Source organism: Shimazuella alba, from assembly GCF_009831235.1.
In the GTDB taxonomy this organism is placed as follows: domain Bacteria; phylum Bacillota; class Bacilli; order Thermoactinomycetales; family Thermoactinomycetaceae; genus Shimazuella; species Shimazuella alba.
Genome location: NZ_WUUL01000016.1, coordinates 18,637 through 35,889, shown reverse-complemented (window position 1 = coordinate 35,889; position 17,253 = coordinate 18,637). Strand labels below are relative to the sequence as shown.

Below are 17,253 nucleotides of genomic sequence, written 5' to 3'. Positions count from 1 at the left end.
TTGACTTTGTATAATAGTAACCCTATAATCAAATTTGGATATACAAATTTGGATATGAGGTGTTTATTATGGGAAAAATAAATCAAGAACAATATCATCCTGATCCTGCAATGGAGACACAAATGATAGTACAAATATTTTTGAATGTAATCGAGCAAGAATTGAAAGAAATAAATCAATCAAAAGAAATAATAAAAGAGATTAATTTAAAATCTAAAGAAATCCAAAATGATCATAGGGATTGGATTATAGACGAGCCTTCTCGGTATCATTTAGAGACTGTCGCAATAGTTCTTTCGACTTATCTTATTTTAAAATCGGTTTGGTCAAAAGAAGAGGCATTTCATTCTATCCGAAAAGCTTTTATAGAACCGTTTCGAGAGTATGGAAAAGAGAAAACTAATCTTACTTTAGATTCAGAAAATCCTTTCAGGCAAATTGTTGATTTATCTCGTATGAGAGAACAATACTTTTTTGGTTCAACCTTTACTTTTGAACGAGTACAAGATGATGAACATGCTTATTTATTGGATGTAACAAACTGCTTTTATCATAATTTCTTCTCTAAAAATAATGCACCAGAATTAACAGCTATTTTCTGTGAGTTTGATAATATATGGATCGATAGTATAGATACTAAAAAACATAAATTTTATTTTGAGAGGACAGAGACAATGGGACTTGGTGGGAAAAAATGCCCCTTTTACTTTTATCAAGGTGAGAAGAGGGATGATAAATGAATGCTCGTTTGATGATTCTTGGACTGTTATTTGAATCTGACAAACATGGATATGAAGTACAGAAATGGCTAGAAATAAGCAATACCGACTTGTGGGCAGATGTGAAATCAGGTTCCATTTACCATGCATTAAAAAAGATGGAGCAAGAAAAATTAATCGAAGTGAAAAATAGAGAAATGGTTGGAAATCGGCAACGATCTATCTATTCGATTACAGAAAATGGCAAGGAAACATTTTTGAATATGCTAGAAAATAGGTGGAAACAATCTTTGCACGCATTTCCGTCTACTATGTATGTACTACTTACTTTTTATGAATATTTGCCGATTTCAAAACGAAAGGTTTGTTTATCAACTCAGATCACTCTTTTAGAAGAGGAAATACAACAATGGAATAAAGGTAAAAAATTAAAAATGGAGGCAGAAGTTGTTCCGGAGTGGGGGAATTTGCTGTTTGATAACGGCTTAGCTCATTTAGAAGCAGATTTGCATTTGCTTCGATCATTGTTAGCAAAGTTAAATAATGAAGCTTGAGTTAGGTTCAGGTAATGGAGGAGTTATAACTTTTTGAGATACAAAGAATGGAAGCGAGATTTAAATACCACAGCAGGAAAACACAATATGTTTACAGATCATCAGCTTATCTTGCCTTCTTTAGAAAAGGACATTGACGTACCAAAAATATACAAAATGGGATGATCGGTATACCTAATCCTAGTAGAGTTGACCACTTGATGTATCTTCTCTCTGAAAGCTGGAGGGGACTTTTTTGTAGTTGCCAGTATTCACTTCTTAATAAACGAGAAGAGAAGCTTAAGTTTTTCTTCAGAATTTCTTTCATGATTTTTCTCTTTCATCCCTCATAGTAAAAATATCCCTTATTGAAGGGAGTTATTTTAGATAAAGGGAGAGAAGAAATATTTTTCACTTCAAAAAGAAATTCTATCGTAAGTGGTTAATCGGCTTAACAGCGGTCGTAGGTTTATGTCTCCTGAATGGAACTGTCATTGATGCAAAAGAAAAAGGCACATCGAGGGTAAATACTTCAAAGATTACTTACACACTGCCAAAACCTACTGGAAACTATAACATTGGAACAACTGAATTACATCTGGTAGATAAAACAAGAAAAGATTTTTGGACAGGCAAGCCAAACAGAGAGTTGATGATAAGTATCTGGTATCCTACCAAAAAAGAATATACCGGAAAGAAAGCACCTTATATGCATACCAAATCAGCGGCAATTACCGACAAAAATATTGCTCCTTCGCTAGGAGTACAAGTAGGGCAAATTGATTGGGCTAACTTCCAAACACATGCGTGGTTGGATGCACCCATTGAAAATAAGTTAGGGAAACGTCCAGTAATCTTATATTCTCCAGGTTTTGGCGTCCCACGAACAGCCGCTACTACACAAGTAGAGGAACTGGTGAGTCATGGATATATCGTGGTTACAATGGACCACACACATGAAACGGACGCCGTGCAATTTCCAGATGGAAGAGTAGAAGTACAACAATTACCAGCACAATCCGTTCAAAGGACTAGAGATGCAATGCAAGTACGAGAGCAAGATATAAAATTTGTGTTAGATCAACTAACCATTTTGAAAAATGGCGGAAATCCAGATGCAGCCAAAAAGAAAATGCCTCTTGGATTGAACAAAATATTGGATTTGTCTCATATTGGGATGTTTGGTCATTCTGCGGGTGGAATCAATGCAGCAGATGTGATGGAAAATGACAAACGTATTGATGCGGGAATAAATCTAGATGGTGCAATAAATGTACAAATTACAGAAAGTATTATGTCTCCAAGTAGCAAGGGATTACAACGTCCATTTCTATTGATGGGTGCCTCAAATACTCATGAATCGGATCTCGGATGGAAAGCATTTTGGGAGCATACAACTGAATGGAAGCGGGACTTAAACATCCCAACTGGCGGTCACTATTCATTTACGGATCATCAGCTTATCCTTCCGTACCTAGACAACGTTATCGATGTGCCGGATGCAGTACAAAAAGGAATGATAGGTGCATCTACTAATCTGGAAAGAGTAGCTCATTCTGTTCGCATCTACATTACAGCGTTTTTTAATCAACATTTGTTAGATCAGACGCAGACCATTTTTGATGGGAATTCACCAGAGCACCCAGATGTGAGATTTGTGGAGTAGTATATATTTGAATGAATTTGCAATATAACATAAAATAAGATTGTTAGTAGAATTCCTCCTCTTTGAAAGGCATAATCATGGCTCTCAGAACGATTGACATTGGGAATGTATTCTCATCAAAGTGGAAGGTTGAATCTAATCTCAGTAAGATCAGTCTAGAGCATGGAGTCCGAAATAATTGTGTTTACATTGATCTGAGTCGAGGAGTTAAACTTAAGATCAATAACGACTCCGTTGAAATCTCTGGTGGTGACTTTCGTAAGGAGACTACTCGAGGAACAAAGACATTTACAGATGGAAAGGGAAATACGGTCAAGGTAACTCGTAAGTAAAAAAAGATCGGTACCTTTATCGTTCCTCTATCAAGAAAGTCTGGGCAGTTCATACGGATAGTAACTGCCCAGACGCTAAATATAAGCTATTTACCGATATAAAGGAAAAGAATTAGATTTCTTGAATATACTGGAAGAAGAGGAGCTAGTTAAAACAGTTCTTCTTTCTTTTATATTTCTATAAATAACTATTGTTTGTATATTATACAACTTTTCTTATGGTTGGATGTTTAGCAGGAGGGAAATGAATTATTTCTCTCATAAAAGGAATAAGTGAAAGCAGACCAAGAGCTGCTAGAGCAAACCCTACCCATAAGGTAGATATTAGACCGAATCCCGCGTTGATGGCTAGTCCACCGATGGCCGAACCCATCACAATACCAAGGCTGATGATTGAACCATGAATGGCGTTGACCAATGTTCCAGTGTTAGCTGTTCTCATTACTCGAGTCGCCATTGCTGGATTCATCGGAACTCCAACAAAACCAAGCACAATAACGGCAATGATAGTGACAATAGGATTGTGGGCAAATAGTGCAAAAAGGAAGAGAGAAGCTGCTAGCAGCAGCAGACCCACAAACAAGGTCTGCATGGTGAATTTATCGGCGAGTCTCCCTGTTATCATATTGCCAATCACCGTTGCAGCTCCATAGACTGTTGTAATGATAGGAACCATAGAAGCTGAGAATCCGGTTATTTCTGTAAAGATCGGAGTAAAATAGCTAAATGCTGCAAAAGTAGCACCGATAATGAATCCGCTGGTAGTGAATGCAGCCCATAGTTTAAGATTTTTGAAGGCAGTGAACTCATTACGAAGGCTGATGGATTCAGGTTTAGGTAGGGTAGGAACAACCCATTGAACAACTAAAGTGGAAATAAATACCAAAATGACAACTGTCCAGAAACTAGCACGCCATCCAACTTGTTGGCTTATGAGTGTTGCTAACGGTAATCCAATCACTGTAGCTACCATTAATCCACCCAGAACAATGGAGGAAGCGCGGCCTCGTATATGGGGTTCAACTAGATTCACACAAATAGCAATGGAAACTGCAAAACCAGCCGCAGAAGCTATTCCGGTAATGATTCGCGCCACCATCATCATCTCATAGCTTGTAGCCAATGCACCTAGTGTTTGCCCTACCAAAAAGCTAAGGGCGAGTGTCATCAGCGCTTTTTTACGTGATACCTTTAATAAACCGATAGTTACTAATGGTCCACCTATAACCATGCCAGCAGCATAAGCAGAAATCAGATAACCGATATCAGCTATGGATACGTCAAATTCTTCTGCAAGTTGTGGCATCATTCCCCCGACCATAAATTCAGAAGTGGTCATTGCAAATATGAGCAGACCTAACATATAGACAGCAATTGGCATCATAAAAACTCCTTTGCACTTTATTTAATGATCATTACAAAATGAACCGCAAAGAGGCTGTTCAAAAGCCTTTTGCTAAATCAATGCGCTTGTTTTATAACGCTGCTAAGGTACCTTCTACTACATCTAGTAACAGATTACGATCTTGAACAACTTTATTAAGTACGCGTAGTCCATAGTAGCTACTTAAAAAAAGCCGAGCTAATTCCAAAGCAGGTCTTTTTGATTTTATTTCTCCTGACCGTTGCCCAAGTGCCATCACATGACATAGGGCTTGTTCGAGGTTTTTAATGTGATGGTCAACCAAGGCTGCAACACCAGGATCTTTTCCACCAAGTTCTACGGCTGAGTTTACAGTGAAGCAACCCCTACGCTCTGGTCCTTTTAGATCAAATTCGATTGCCCACTCCATCAAAATACGAAGTCTTCCTTTGATTGGACCAGGCTGCTCGAGGATCTTTATTTGTTCTTGAATACCAATCTCTTGGTATCGTTTCAAAGAAGCCTCAAATAGAGCATGTTTGCTTCCGAATGCATTGTATAAACTTCCTCGACCAAGACCGGTTTGTTCACATAGTTTTTGGGCTGAACTGGCTTCAAAGCCGTTTTTCCAAAATACATCCATTGCAGCATCTATTACTTCTGTGTTTTTAAATTCACGTGGTCTTCCACTCATTGTAATCAATCCTTTTATATCATGCTTTTTGTAAACTATAACATCCTTACACCTTCTAATCGTTTGATGATAGCCGTTGATACAAAATACCATGGCTCTATATCAGATATTATAATATTTTGTAATGATTAGTCAAATATATTTTGTATCGATTGATAAGAAATAAGATTGCATAAAGATAAAAATGAATATATTCAGCGAATGATCTCAGTGCACCAAATGAAGATTTGTATTGCAGAAAACAAGCACAATTGTGATCATGCACTCATACGGGAAGTAAAAATGCTGTCAATAATAATGGCTGTGATTATTTACGTATCTCCATAATTTTTGGGTAAATTTATTTATTGGTATGTGCAAATTATAAATATATATATAAAATAGATTTTGGCATCCAAAATGTTTTCCTATTAGATAGAAAGGTGTCTCTTGTGTCGGAGTTGACCATGATGAACAAAGAACTCAAATCGATTTGGCGAATTGAGTCAGAGGGTACATTTCGAGGCTTTGGTGTTAACGGATATACCATTCTAGTAAATAAGACGTTCATCACGGTTTTGAATAGCCGTCGAAATGTCATTGAAGAAGTTAAAAGCGAGGATCTCCAGGTTAACGTACCTCACCGAGTTCTAGATGGAACGGCGGAAGTCTGTAGAATCACCCTACTAAAGAAGGAAGCAGCAGGCCAATAGTCATATATCTAAAAGATCAAAGACTGGGCAATAGATACATTGTCCAGTCTCCAAATGTTCATATCTTTATGACAGTTTTTTCTCGTTCAACATAAAATGAGCTAGTACAGTTACGATAATAGGCATAATGTATACCAATACGGATGTTTGATCTGCGCTAACAAACTACACTCCAAAAGTAAATAATTCCATATAACACTAGCTGACATTAGTACGTTCATCACTACTATATTTTTCTAAATTCTTTATTAGACAACAAAGTTTTTTTCTGAACTATTAGCAAAAGGAGTCAGGCTTTAATCCTTACTCCTTTTTCATTTGAAAAAATTGAAAAAATCAATCGTTTGAGTTTAGTTTATAAGGCGTTTCCTGGTATACATAATAGTTCAGCCAATTCGCAAATAATAAATTTGCATGAGCACGCCAAGTTTGGATGGGTTCTTGGTTTGGATCATCGTGAGGGAAATAATGTTCTGGTAGTAAAGTAGAAATTCCCCTTTTCTTATCTCGAATATACTCTTCTTTTAGAGTGAGCAAATCGTATTCCGAATGACCTGTTACAAAAACTTGTCTTCCATCTCTACTCCCAATAATATAAATTCCCGCTTCTTCTGATTCTGATAAAATTTCCAACTCCGAAATTCGTTCAACGTCTTTGCGATGGATGTCAGTGTACCGAGAATGAGGCGCATGAAAAAGATCATCAAATCCACGTAATAACTTCGTATTCTGCTTAGAGACAGTATGAGCATATATCCCTGACAATTTTTTCGATAATGCATACTTCTGAATTCCATAATGGTAATAAAGAGCAGCTTGTGCACCCCAACAAATATGCAAGGTAGATGTGATGTGACTTATCTTCCAATTCATGACCTGTTTTAATTCGTCCCAATAATCTACTTGCTCAAATTCCAAATGCTCGACTGGTGCCCCTGTGATGATTAAGCCATCAAATTTTTGGTCTTTAATATCATCAAAATTTTGATAAAACATCGATAAATGGCTTGAGGGAGTATTTTTTGCAATATGTGTTTGTAGATGAAGGAAACTGACTTCTAATTGCAAGGGTGAATTGCTAAGTATTCGAAGCAACTGTGTTTCAGTTGCTATTTTTGTTGGCATGAGATTCAAGATTATTATTCGCAATGGGCGTATATCTTGATGAAAAGCCTGAAGTTCGTTCATTATAAAGATATTTTCATTTTGAAGGATTCCAGCAGCTGGAAGGTTATCTGGAATCTTAATCGGCACAACTTTTTCCTCCTACGATTGGCTTTTGGCAAGTGCTTGGTCTAAATCTTCAATAATATCATCGATTGATTCAATACCCACAGATAAGCGAATCAACTCTGGTGAAACGCCAGCGGCTTTTTGTTCTTCCTCTGTTAGCTGTTGATGCGTGGTACTGGCAGGGTGAATGACGAGTGACTTCGCATCTCCTACGTTTGCTAGATGTGAAAATAAGGACAAATGCTCAATAAATTTCTTTCCAGCTGCTAATCCTCCTTTAATTCCAAATGTAAAGATTGCCCCTTGGCCTTTTGGTAAATATTTTTTTGTTTTCGTATAAGACGGATGATTAATAAGACCAGGATGATTTACCCATGAAACATTTTCATGCCGTTCCAAATACTTTGCTACACGTAATGCATTATCGCTGTGCCGTTCCATTCTGAGATGAAGTGTTTCTAAACCTTGCAATAACAGAAAAGCATTAAAAGGAGAAATGGCAGCACCAGTATCTCGAAGCAATTGGACTCGTGCCTTAATAATGTATGCAAGTGGTCCTACTGCTTCGGTATAACGGACTCCATGGTAACTTGGATCAGGTTCCGTTAAGTCAGGGAACTTGCCGTTATTCCAATTGAATTTTCCAGAGTCAACAATAATTCCACCAATACTTGTTCCGTGTCCACCAATAAACTTTGTCGCAGAATGAACGATAATATCCGCTCCATAATCAAATGGTCTACTTAGGTATGGAGTAGCAAATGTATTGTCAATAATAAGTGGTATTTCTGCTTCATGGGCAATATTGGCAACTGCCTCTACATCTAATACATCCAATTGAGGATTACCAATAATTTCAGCAAATACAGCCTTTGTTTTGTCTGTTATTGCGCTTCGAAAATTTTCAGGATCAGACTGATCTACGAAGTGGACATGTATACCAAGTTTAGGTAGTGTGTGTCGAAACAAGTTGTATGTTCCTCCATATAGGCTACTAGAAGCTACGATCTCATCTCCTGATCGAGCAATATTTAAAATCGAATAGGTGATAGCAGCTTGCCCAGAGCTAGTTGCTAGTGCTCCGACGCCTCCTTCCAATTCGGTAACACGTTTTTCTAAAGTATCTGTTGTTGGGTTCATTATGCGTGTATAAATATTTCCAAATTCTTTTAGCGAAAATAGATCAGCGGCGTGTTGGGTATCGTTAAAAACATAAGAAGTTGTTTGATAAATAGGAAGAGCTCTGGAATTTGTAGTTGGATCTGGAACTTGCCCACCATGCACAGAAATAGTCTCAGGTCGAAATGTACTCATCATTTTGCCCCCTTATTGAAATAGCAAAAAAGCCTCTTCCTTATCCAGAAGAGGCTTTGGGTTTACTAGTCCTCCTCTTATCTGCTAGAGACTATCAGTCTCTACAGGAATTGGCACCTTCTAGTAATAAATCACTAGGGTTGCCGGGCATCATAGGGCCAGTCCCTCCGCCTCTCTGGATAAGAGATTCAAATATATAGATTAAAATATTTCATTTCCTTGATTATATGGAATTTACAGTCAGGCGTCAAGGGATAAAACACAATTTTATTGATAGGGATTGTTTGATTTAATTAGATTCAGATGTAATGCTATGTTTATTTAGTTTATTCGGATTGCTCTTCGAAGTGGTGAATGGATTAAAAAATACCAATAATTTATCGATATAGGTACAATCACAATCAATCGCGATGTTGATACATCCTATTTTTTTCGGTATTTATAATTGTTTTCTTCACGATAAACTTCGTAAGAGATCTTACTTCATTTCCTCATTCACTTAACGTATACATTTTTATCCAAAGAAGTGGGGTTTTTATTGAAACAAAAAGACAAACATCACCACGTAGGCAGTCATAAACAAAAAAAGCGAGGCAAAAACGTTTCGCAGAGAAGTGCAATTGCATTTTTAGAGGTGTTGAACTAAAACATGCTACCTTAAAGCAACAACTGAATTCACCAGAACTTTTATTAGATTTTTGTTGGGAACTTAAAGCGATCGAAATGGTGATAAATGTATATGTTCATTTATTTGACCTTTATGAATATGAAAAGATAGAAGCGGTTCTTGAAAATACTAAGGAAAGAGATCTTTCGATAAGCATTAATTATGAACCTCAAAATAAATGATGAGAAAGATAAGAACTGACAATATCGCTGATTATGTAGTTAGCCTTCTAATAATAAAAGTGCAACGAGGAAAAGAAGAGGTAGTAGTTATGGTACGGTGGGAATCAGAGGAACACTGGAAGCAATGGGAAAAAAGCGAAGCACATATAGTAAGCCATAAAGGAAAAATCGGTAATCCAAAACCGGAATATATTGTTAACATAGAAGTAGGAAAATACGAAGTAAACACAGTAAAAAAGAATAATTAATCTAGTAGGATCAAATATTTAATATAAGCATTGTTTTCTAATTCATATGTTTTATTGTTCTGTTTCAAATGTGTTTTTGCAGGTGTACCAATACGAAAAAGAGATTAGCATAAGACAATCATCCAATCAAAAATGGAATGTTTGTCTTATGCTAACTTTTATTTAAGAGGATAAGAATTGAAAGATTCCATATAGAACAGAGATAGAACAGAAGAGGCAAAGAGTAAAAAAGATCACAGATGACCAAATGTTACCTGTTGTTCCTGTATAAATAACTTCGGAGTTTTTGTCTTGATCTATACGGACTTTCTGAAAAATAATAAATGAATCGTCGTTCTCAAGACGAAGACTAAATTGACCGCCTTCTTCGTGTAATTTTTCTAATTCATGGATGGTATAAGCCAAATCATCTTTGTTCATATGTAGCGTTATTTGGTTGTCAGATTGATCGATTGTTGATTTGTTCATTATTTTCCCCTCTAGTCTAAGTGATAAGGCTCCAAATCTCAGCAATTACTAGATAGATGCCTACTAGAGTTCCGAATATAAACAAGAGAAACATAAAATTTTGTCCCCATTTTTTATATTTCTTACTCTCTCCTCCGATTAGGTGAACCGTCAAGTGTTTGTTTGGAGAAGTACCAAAATCAAAAGAAACCTTTTCTTCTAGATTTTTGTCTAATTCCTCCAACGTACTCCAAAAATGGAGCAGTTCATCTTCTGTTAATTGGATCACATATTGTTTTCCCATCGACTGTTCTTTTATTTCAAGTTTGCTTTCTGCTAAAGCTACTTTATAGAGCTCTTGTTGTTTTGGGTGGTTTCTTTCTTGATAAAAATCAAAGAACGGTATTTCCCACTTTAAAAGGGAGAAGAACCAGCCACTCAGGCTTATGGAGATAATGACAGATAGTATTTTGGGTACATATGAATCAATGGTGTAAATGAAGCCAGATGGAATCGGATAAGTTTGTTGTATAAATTGCCATATTAATTCCATAACGAATCTATCAATACATTTGTATAAGAAAAAGATAACCAAAATAAATAAAAGATAGCGTAAATATTTCATTTCTTGACCTCCATACAACCATGTTCTTAACCTGTATGGGCTTCAATACTTTGGTGTAGTTCCTCTAATGAAAATCCATTTGTTGTCATACTATAAAGTATAGCAGAAACGAGAGTTGGTTTTTCATATTGCAGGAGGGATTTGGACGAAATATAGTAAGCTAGAATATTATGCCACTCTTCATGATCAATCATATATTCTGTATAAGGATCTCCATCTTCTTTGGTGCAAACATCGATAAATGAACTCTTTTCGTTAATATAGAGGTGTAATTCGTAGTTTTTTTTTTCTAGATAATTAGCAGGTTCTAGTTTGAGTAGTACTCCATAAGCTAGCTTCATCTGAGAGAGCTCTCTTTTTTTGTCTAAAGAAAGTCGTATCATCTCCTTCTCCACATCTGTCCATGTCATGTTTTGGATCAGTTGGTGAAAGGACAATGGTGGTATAGTGGCAATGTTTTCTTCTTGGTAATGTTTACGTTTTTGATTTCGGATGATTAAGGTGACAAACAAACTAATGAGGATGATAATAGTACCAATACCTGCAACAATCATTTTTATAATCCTCCTTTTAGGAATAGTTTTATACTCATTATGTATTAGAGATAAGAAAAGTGAGATAACTTATACATAATATCATAATTATTGCTCGTTTTTTCAGACAGAAAACAGCAATAAGAATGGACTGACATTCGCAGTCTTTTCAAGTTGAATGCTAAAAAGAAATAATTTATAATAGTAATAACATAATATTTATTCTGTTATTACACATCTCGCAAACTCCAACCTATTTATCAACTATTATTTCTGTCTTCCATTCCCTCACTAAATTACTATTTACTCTACTTACAATAAAACATTTACACGCTAAAAAACATAATTAACCTACATTCCTAAGGAGGTATGTTTTCGATACATGGGTAAGAAAACGTGGATAGAAGTCATACAGGAGCAGTCAGCCATTCGCCCCGATAAAGTGATATTTACTTTTTTAAGAGATATCGATGGTGAAGATTCACGACTTACCTTTCGAGAATTGGAGCAGAAGATGGGATCAATTGGTGCCCATTTGGCACAGGGTGGTGCTACAGGTGAAAGAGTGCTTATACTCTTAGAACCCAGCATGAATTATATCCTGGCTTTTTTAGGTTGTCTGCATGCGAAAGCGATTGCAGTACCTGCATACCCACCGAGTATGAAAAAGCAATATGGAAGATTGCTTAATATTATTCAAGATGCACAGGCCAAATATGCAATTACTAGCCAAGCCATCTATGAAAAGTTGAAAGATTGGACTAAGGAAGAAACGCCAGATTTGAACTGGATTTTAATAGAAGAACTACCACTTATCACTTCTGCTGTACATTCTTTCGATTGGAGAGCAGATGATATTGCATTTCTCCAATATACCTCAGGATCTACCGGAAACCCAAAAGGTGTGATATTAAATCACACACATCTCATTGAAAATGGAAATCGCATGATAGAGCGTTGGGGTATCCATGAAGATGCCAAAATGGTGAGCTGGTTACCGCCTTATCATGATATGGGACTGATTGGAACGATTTTAACACCTATACTCGCAGGTGCAGAAGCTATTATGATGACGCCTTATCATTTTGTGCAGCGTCCTATTCGCTGGCTCCAAGCATTGTCAGACTATCGAGCAGAAATATCTGTTTCCCCAAACTTTGGTTTTGATTTATGTGTTGACAGAGTGAAAATAGAGCAGCGTGATCAGCTTGATTTGTCCAACTGGCGTGTGGCTGTTAATGGTTCAGAACCAGTTAGACCAGAGACATTACGAAAATTTGCGACTTATTTTGCGCCTGTTGGTTTCAAAGAAGAGGCGCTGTATCCAGGGTATGGAATTGCGGAGATGACCTTGATGATTTCAGGTGGAGATTGGAGAAAAAATCCGGTATATAAACATTTTGATTCTATTTTATTGGAACAAGGTCAAGCAAAAGTTGTAGTTTCCAATCATCCACATGCTAGAGAGTTAGTAGGGAATGGACAGGGTGTTTATGATCATGATGTTATTATTGTAGACCCTGAAACACATGTACAGCTATCAGATGGTTTAGTAGGAGAGATATGGTTAAGGGGACCATGTGTCTCCCTTGGTTACTGGAAAAAGGAAGAAGCAACAAAACAAGCATTTCATGCTTATACCAAAGATACAAAAGAGGGTCCTTTTTTGCGAACAGGTGATCAAGGGTTTTATTGGGAAGATGAATTGTATATTAATGCAAGGATCAAGGATTTAATTATTATCAATGGACGTAATTTTGCTCCACAAGATATTGAATGGGAAATCGAACGAGTACATGCTGGAATTCGAAAAAATTCCATTGCTGCTTTTTCCATTGATCACACAGGAGCCGAACGTTTGGTTGTTGTGTCAGAGTTGGAAAATCGGTTGCTCAAAGAAGTAGAAAATCCAAAGCAAATGCTAAGTAATATGATTCGTAGAGTTATTTCCCAAACATATCATATTCCGGTTTATGATATTGTCTTTATCAAACGAGGAACTATTTTAAAAACATCTAGTGGAAAAATCCAACGACAATCGATAAAAAAAGCATATATGAATAATGAATTAGAAAGAATAGGGGCCGCTAACCGTGACAAAAGATAAGCTGGTACAGTGGCTTCGCGGTCGTGTTGCTGAATCGTTGTATCTTTCACCTGATGACATAAAAGTTGATGAACCTTTGGAACACTATGGTTTAGGTTCCAAAGACAATCTCCTCTTATCAGGAGAGCTGGAAGATTTGTTAGAACGTGAATTGCCACACACGATCTTGTGGGATTATCCTACTATTGATTCCCTCACCTCTCATCTTGTTGGAGAAGGGATTAATGAGAGATCTAGCATAGATTTTTCTTCGGAAAATGAAGCGATTGCTATCATCGGAATCGGCTGTCGTTTTCCAGGAGCGAATTCTCCTGCACAGTTTTGGAAGATGTTGTTGGATGGGAAAGACCAAATAACAAAAGCTCCAGTCGGCAGATGGCCTTCTATTGAACTTGAAAAAAATCATATATGTTTTGGTGGGTTTTTACCACGAATAGATCAGTTTGACCCAGCTTTTTTCGGCATTTCTCCAAGAGAAGCCGAATTGATGGACCCACAGCAACGTATGTTATTAGAAGTAACATGGGAAGCATTGGAGGATGCTGGTCTTAAGGCGGAAAAGCTAAAAGGAACAAACACATCTGTCTATATGGGTGTGTCTGGAAAGGACTATACGGATGTTTTAACAAAGGAAACTGATTTCCATTATCTTACAGGGAATTCTTTTAGTATTGTAGCGAATCGAATTTCATACTTGATGGACTGGTATGGGCCGAGTATGTCTATTGATACTGCTTGCTCTTCTTCACTTGTGGCCGTAGATTTGGCTTGTCAAAGCTTACGTAGAGGTCAATCTTCGCTAGCTTTTGTTGGCGGTGTTAATCTTATGGTAACTCCAAGTAATTCGATCCGCTTTGCATCGGGAGGAGCACTAGCTTTAGATGGAAAATGCAAAACATTTGATATTTCAGCAGATGGATATGTTCGTGGAGAAGGTGCTGGTGTCATTGTTTTGAAGCCTTTGTCACAAGCGATACAAGACAAGAATCAAATTTATGCAGTCATTCATGGGTCTGCAGTAAATCAAGATGGACGAAGCAATGGACTGACTGCACCAAATGTACAAGCCCAAAAAGCTTTGCTAAGATCTGCGTCCAATGCAGCAGGTGTAAAACCTTCTGATATTTATTATGTAGAGGCTCATGGAACAGGAACACCACTCGGAGATCCAATTGAAGTAAGGGCTTTAGCAGAAGTGTATGCAAGTGATCGTAGGGAAGCACTTTATATTGGATCTGTTAAAACAAATATTGGACATCTGGAAGCAGCAGCTGGAATAGCGGGTGTTATCAAAACGGCACTTTCGTTTCGGCATAAGTGTATACCTCCACATTTGAACTTTGAACAATGGAATCCACAAATACCAGTAGATAACTATCCTTTAGAAGTGGTAACGAAAACAAGGGAGCTCCCTGAACGTGCTTATATAGGAGTTAGTTCTTTTGGATTTGGTGGTACAAATGCTCATGTCATACTTGGAGAAAGCCCATCTTTGCCAAAAGAATTACCAACTAAATCGAGTAAACGTGATTTTACACTACTACCACTGTCTGCAAGGAGTAATCGGTCTTTGCAAACAAAAGTATCTCAATATAAACATTACTTAAAAAAAGATGCACTGTCTTTCGATTCAGTCGCTGCCGATGCTTGGTTTAAAAGAGACCATCATAATGATCGCATGATGATTGTAGCAAAAGACATAGAGGAAGCAATCGAGTTGTTGTCTATTCAGGAAAAAAACCAAAAACACGATCAAATTTATTTATCTCAAACAAAAAAGGCAGGTAACATTGTATTTGTGTTCTCTGGCCAAGGACCTAAAATTTCACTGAAAGAAGATTTATTTGAATCAGATCCTGTTTTCCAACAGACTATCTTGGAGGTAGATAGAGCACTGCCTAAAGATATTTCATGGTCTCTATTAGAAGGATTAACATTTGATCAGCTTCAGAAGAGTACCACTATAGTGGAAACGCAAATTCTCTCTTTTGCTATTCAAATAGCCCTAGCAAAAATGTGGATTTCTTGGGGCATAAAGCCATCAGCGGTGGTGGGTCATAGTCTTGGTGAAGTAGCAGCTGCATATATTGCTGGTGCATTAGATCTAGAAGATGCGATAAATATCGTTATCCATCGTAGTCAATGTGCTGAGAAGATGGTGAATAAAGGAAGACTGTTAGTAGTACAAGTGGATAAAACGACTGCACGTGATCTGGTTGATCAGTCGCAAGGCAGGATAGCGATTTCTGTGTATAACAGTCCAACCAGCCATGTCTTATCTGGAGATATCACATATTTAACAGAGATAAAAAGTGAACTGGAAGCGAAAGGGGTATTTGCTAGATTTATTGAAACTTTATCCTATCCATCTCATAGTTTTTATATGCAAGAAATAGAAGCAGAACTATATCAGAGATTGAGTAAGGTTAGACCGACTAAAACAAGTATACCTTTTGTATCTACTGTAACAGGAAATCTCCTTTCTGGTGATCAACTTGACGCAAAGTATTGGTGCAATAATATTTGTAAAGAGGTGCTGTTTCAAGATGCGATACAGACTCTTTTTCATGAGGACAAGAGTCTTTTTTTAGAGATATCCGTTCACCCTACCCTCATCCATCCCATGTTGGAGTGTGCTGAGTTTTATAGACAAGATATTCAAGTATTACCTTCCTTGCAAAGAGGGGAATCTAGCTACTTTCGATTACTATCCACAGTAGCAGAAATCTACTGCAATGGTCTTTCCTTTGATTGGAATGCAGTAATGGGCACTGCTTCTGTCACAGGTAATTCATTACCAATTTATCCTTGGGATCATCAACGTTATTGGATAGATTCAGATATGGAGCAAGAAATGATTGTTTCAAATATAGAAGAACAAGACATCCTAAAGCCACAGAAAATAGATGAATATATAACAAGTTTAATAAGTACAATCCTCAAAATACCAGTAAGTAAAATACCATTAAATAAGCCTATTACTCATTTGGGACTGGACTCTATTCTAGCGATGCGCTTAAAAAGTAAAGTGGAACAAGATCTTAATGTGAAAATTTCTATCGTTCCTATTTTACAAGGATGCTCCTTAGAAGATCTTATTAAATCTATTTCACGATAAGAGAGGGATCACATGTGGTACCATTGTTTTCCTTCCTCTATGAATCGGAAAGGAAGGTTAGTCTGTTTTCATCATGCTGGAGGTAATCCACACATATTTGAACCATGGACAGCATGGCTCGGGTTGTCACTTGACATTATTTCGATCGAATTGCCAGGCCATGGAATTCGCTTTGGAGAAGAACTGATCCCTACAGCGGAAGAAATTGCTCGTCACTTAGTGCCTGAGTTACTGCCTTTTTTTGATGAACCTATCTTCTTTTTGGGACATAGTATGGGAGCGATACTTGCCTTTGAGATAGTTAGACAGTTAATACAAGTGGAAGCAAAACCAGATCATCTCTACCTTATCAGTGCATACCCTCCACATATTAGAAAGAAAAAAATCTCTCATAAAAAGGATAGTTCTTTTCTGAGAGATTTGCAGCAATTAGGAGGTATGCACCCTGAGCTTTTAAAAGATGCAGAATTGATGTCATTTCTATTGCCTATTCTCCGCAACGATATTCGGGTAGTAGAAGGCTATCAACAAAAAACAGAGAAATTTGATTGTCCTATTACAGTGTATGGTGGAGTCCAAGATATTATTTTGGAACGAGATTTAGTAAGATGGCAGGAAATGAACCCTGTACACTTTTCCCTTCAAATGTTCGAAGGAAGCCATTTCTTTTTACATGAGGATCACCATATATTTCAAACCGAATTGCATAAGTCACTCTACAAACAACTTCATGGGAATTCCAGAGACAGATTTGCATAAAAACGAGTGCTAGGGTAAATC

General features: G+C 37.1%; 16 protein-coding genes and 1 riboswitch. Of the genes, 9 read left to right on the top strand and 7 right to left on the bottom strand.

Translation table 11 applies throughout. The features are described from left to right. Positions 1–68: 68 nt before the first annotated feature. The 4 genes from GSM42_RS18095 (at position 69) to GSM42_RS18085 (ending at position 2,918) form a co-directional block, all read left to right on the top strand. Complete coding sequence (locus GSM42_RS18095) at positions 69–740, top strand: L-2-amino-thiazoline-4-carboxylic acid hydrolase (RefSeq protein WP_160802949.1); 672 nt, start codon at positions 69–71, stop codon at positions 738–740. Continuing rightward, positions 737–1,273, top strand: coding sequence for a PadR family transcriptional regulator (locus GSM42_RS18090; protein WP_160802948.1), 537 nt, complete (start codon positions 737–739; stop codon positions 1,271–1,273). The genes GSM42_RS18095 and GSM42_RS18090 overlap by 4 nt, the downstream gene beginning before the upstream one ends. Positions 1,274–1,306: 33 nt before the next feature. Beyond that, a complete protein-coding gene (locus GSM42_RS21075) occupies positions 1,307–1,438 on the top strand; it encodes a hypothetical protein (protein ID WP_275402172.1) in 132 nt (43 codons plus the stop codon). 220 nt (positions 1,439–1,658) lie between these two features. After that, a complete protein-coding gene (locus tag GSM42_RS18085; protein WP_160802989.1) occupies positions 1,659–2,918 on the top strand; it encodes an alpha/beta hydrolase in 1,260 nt (419 codons plus the stop codon). Between the two features lie 534 nt (positions 2,919–3,452). On the opposite strand, the gene GSM42_RS18080 is transcribed toward GSM42_RS18085, so the two are convergent. Together GSM42_RS18080 and GSM42_RS18075 are read right to left on the bottom strand one after the other, a co-directional pair. Next, on the bottom strand, positions 3,453–4,631 hold the full coding sequence (locus tag GSM42_RS18080) for an MFS transporter (protein WP_160802988.1): 1,179 nt from the start codon (positions 4,629–4,631) through the stop codon (positions 3,453–3,455). A gap of 94 nt (positions 4,632–4,725) precedes the next feature. Next, on the bottom strand, positions 4,726–5,307 hold the full coding sequence (locus tag GSM42_RS18075) for a TetR/AcrR family transcriptional regulator (RefSeq protein WP_160802947.1): 582 nt from the start codon (positions 5,305–5,307) through the stop codon (positions 4,726–4,728). A 446-nt stretch (positions 5,308–5,753) separates the two neighbouring features. Here GSM42_RS18075 and GSM42_RS18070 point away from each other — a divergent pair, with 446 nt between their 5' ends. Then, entirely contained in the window at positions 5,754–5,999 is a 246-nt protein-coding gene (locus GSM42_RS18070) for a hypothetical protein (RefSeq protein ID WP_160802946.1), read from the top strand. Between the two features lie 336 nt (positions 6,000–6,335). Here GSM42_RS18070 and metA read toward each other — a convergent pair whose 3' ends face one another. Next, positions 6,336–7,253, bottom strand: a complete 918-nt coding sequence (gene metA / locus GSM42_RS18065; protein ID WP_160802945.1) for a homoserine O-acetyltransferase MetA — start codon at positions 7,251–7,253, stop codon at positions 6,336–6,338. 12 nt (positions 7,254–7,265) lie between these two features. Then, positions 7,266–8,549: a homocysteine synthase gene (locus tag GSM42_RS18060; RefSeq protein WP_420821012.1), complete on the bottom strand. Its 1,284-nt coding sequence runs from the start codon at positions 8,547–8,549 to the stop codon at positions 7,266–7,268. A gap of 71 nt (positions 8,550–8,620) precedes the next feature. Further along, positions 8,621–8,732: riboswitch (SAM riboswitch) on the bottom strand. A 659-nt stretch (positions 8,733–9,391) separates the two neighbouring features. Between GSM42_RS18060 and GSM42_RS21070 the strand changes: the two genes are divergently transcribed. After that, the gene (locus tag GSM42_RS21070; RefSeq protein WP_160802944.1) at positions 9,392–9,643 is read left to right on the top strand and encodes an antibiotic biosynthesis monooxygenase; all 252 of its coding nucleotides are present in this window, start codon (positions 9,392–9,394) and stop codon (positions 9,641–9,643) included. Positions 9,644–9,805: 162 nt separating this feature from the next. Here GSM42_RS21070 and GSM42_RS18050 read toward each other — a convergent pair whose 3' ends face one another. The 3 genes from GSM42_RS18050 to GSM42_RS18040 are packed head-to-tail and all read right to left on the bottom strand — an operon-like array spanning position 9,806 to position 11,269. Further along, positions 9,806–10,111, bottom strand: coding sequence for a hypothetical protein (locus tag GSM42_RS18050; RefSeq protein WP_160802943.1), 306 nt, complete (start codon positions 10,109–10,111; stop codon positions 9,806–9,808). 16 nt (positions 10,112–10,127) lie between these two features. Continuing rightward, a complete protein-coding gene (locus tag GSM42_RS18045; protein ID WP_160802942.1) occupies positions 10,128–10,715 on the bottom strand; it encodes a hypothetical protein in 588 nt (195 codons plus the stop codon). Positions 10,716–10,741: 26 nt separating this feature from the next. Beyond that, positions 10,742–11,269: a DUF6557 family protein gene (locus GSM42_RS18040; protein WP_160802941.1), complete on the bottom strand. Its 528-nt coding sequence runs from the start codon at positions 11,267–11,269 to the stop codon at positions 10,742–10,744. Between the two features lie 361 nt (positions 11,270–11,630). Between GSM42_RS18040 and GSM42_RS18035 the strand changes: the two genes are divergently transcribed. The 3 genes from GSM42_RS18035 to GSM42_RS18025 are packed head-to-tail and all read left to right on the top strand — an operon-like array spanning position 11,631 to position 17,232. Further along, a complete protein-coding gene (locus tag GSM42_RS18035; RefSeq protein ID WP_160802940.1) occupies positions 11,631–13,355 on the top strand; it encodes a fatty acyl-AMP ligase in 1,725 nt (574 codons plus the stop codon). Further along, positions 13,342–16,473 carry a type I polyketide synthase gene (locus GSM42_RS18030; RefSeq protein WP_160802939.1) on the top strand — a complete coding sequence of 1,044 codons (3,132 nt, stop codon included), beginning with the start codon at positions 13,342–13,344 and terminating at the stop codon, positions 16,471–16,473. The genes GSM42_RS18035 and GSM42_RS18030 overlap by 14 nt, the downstream gene beginning before the upstream one ends. A 12-nt stretch (positions 16,474–16,485) precedes the next feature. After that, positions 16,486–17,232 (top strand): thioesterase II family protein, encoded by a 747-nt coding sequence (locus GSM42_RS18025; protein ID WP_160802938.1) that lies wholly within the window; start codon positions 16,486–16,488, stop codon positions 17,230–17,232. The last annotated feature ends 21 nt before the right edge of the window (positions 17,233–17,253 follow it).

Excerpts from the sequence above, each read along its gene's own strand:
- GSM42_RS18050 (WP_160802943.1), bottom strand. The coding sequence starts at position 10,111 with ATGAACAAATCAACAATCGATCAATCTGACAACCAAATAACGCTACAT.
- GSM42_RS18060 (WP_420821012.1), bottom strand. The coding sequence starts at position 8,549 with ATGATGAGTACATTTCGACCTGAGACTATTTCTGTGCATGGTGGGCAA.
- GSM42_RS18095 (WP_160802949.1), top strand. The coding sequence starts at position 69 with ATGGGAAAAATAAATCAAGAACAATATCATCCTGATCCTGCAATGGAG.
- GSM42_RS18040 (WP_160802941.1), bottom strand. The coding sequence starts at position 11,269 with ATGATTGTTGCAGGTATTGGTACTATTATCATCCTCATTAGTTTGTTT.
- GSM42_RS18045 (WP_160802942.1), bottom strand. The coding sequence starts at position 10,715 with ATGAAATATTTACGCTATCTTTTATTTATTTTGGTTATCTTTTTCTTA.
- GSM42_RS18035 (WP_160802940.1), top strand. The coding sequence starts at position 11,631 with ATGGGTAAGAAAACGTGGATAGAAGTCATACAGGAGCAGTCAGCCATT.
- GSM42_RS18025 (WP_160802938.1), top strand. The coding sequence starts at position 16,486 with ATGTGGTACCATTGTTTTCCTTCCTCTATGAATCGGAAAGGAAGGTTA.
- GSM42_RS18090 (WP_160802948.1), top strand. The coding sequence starts at position 737 with ATGAATGCTCGTTTGATGATTCTTGGACTGTTATTTGAATCTGACAAA.
- GSM42_RS21070 (WP_160802944.1), top strand. The coding sequence starts at position 9,392 with ATGATGAGAAAGATAAGAACTGACAATATCGCTGATTATGTAGTTAGC.
- GSM42_RS18075 (WP_160802947.1), bottom strand. The coding sequence starts at position 5,307 with ATGAGTGGAAGACCACGTGAATTTAAAAACACAGAAGTAATAGATGCT.
- GSM42_RS18080 (WP_160802988.1), bottom strand. The coding sequence starts at position 4,631 with ATGCCAATTGCTGTCTATATGTTAGGTCTGCTCATATTTGCAATGACC.
- GSM42_RS18070 (WP_160802946.1), top strand. The coding sequence starts at position 5,754 with ATGATGAACAAAGAACTCAAATCGATTTGGCGAATTGAGTCAGAGGGT.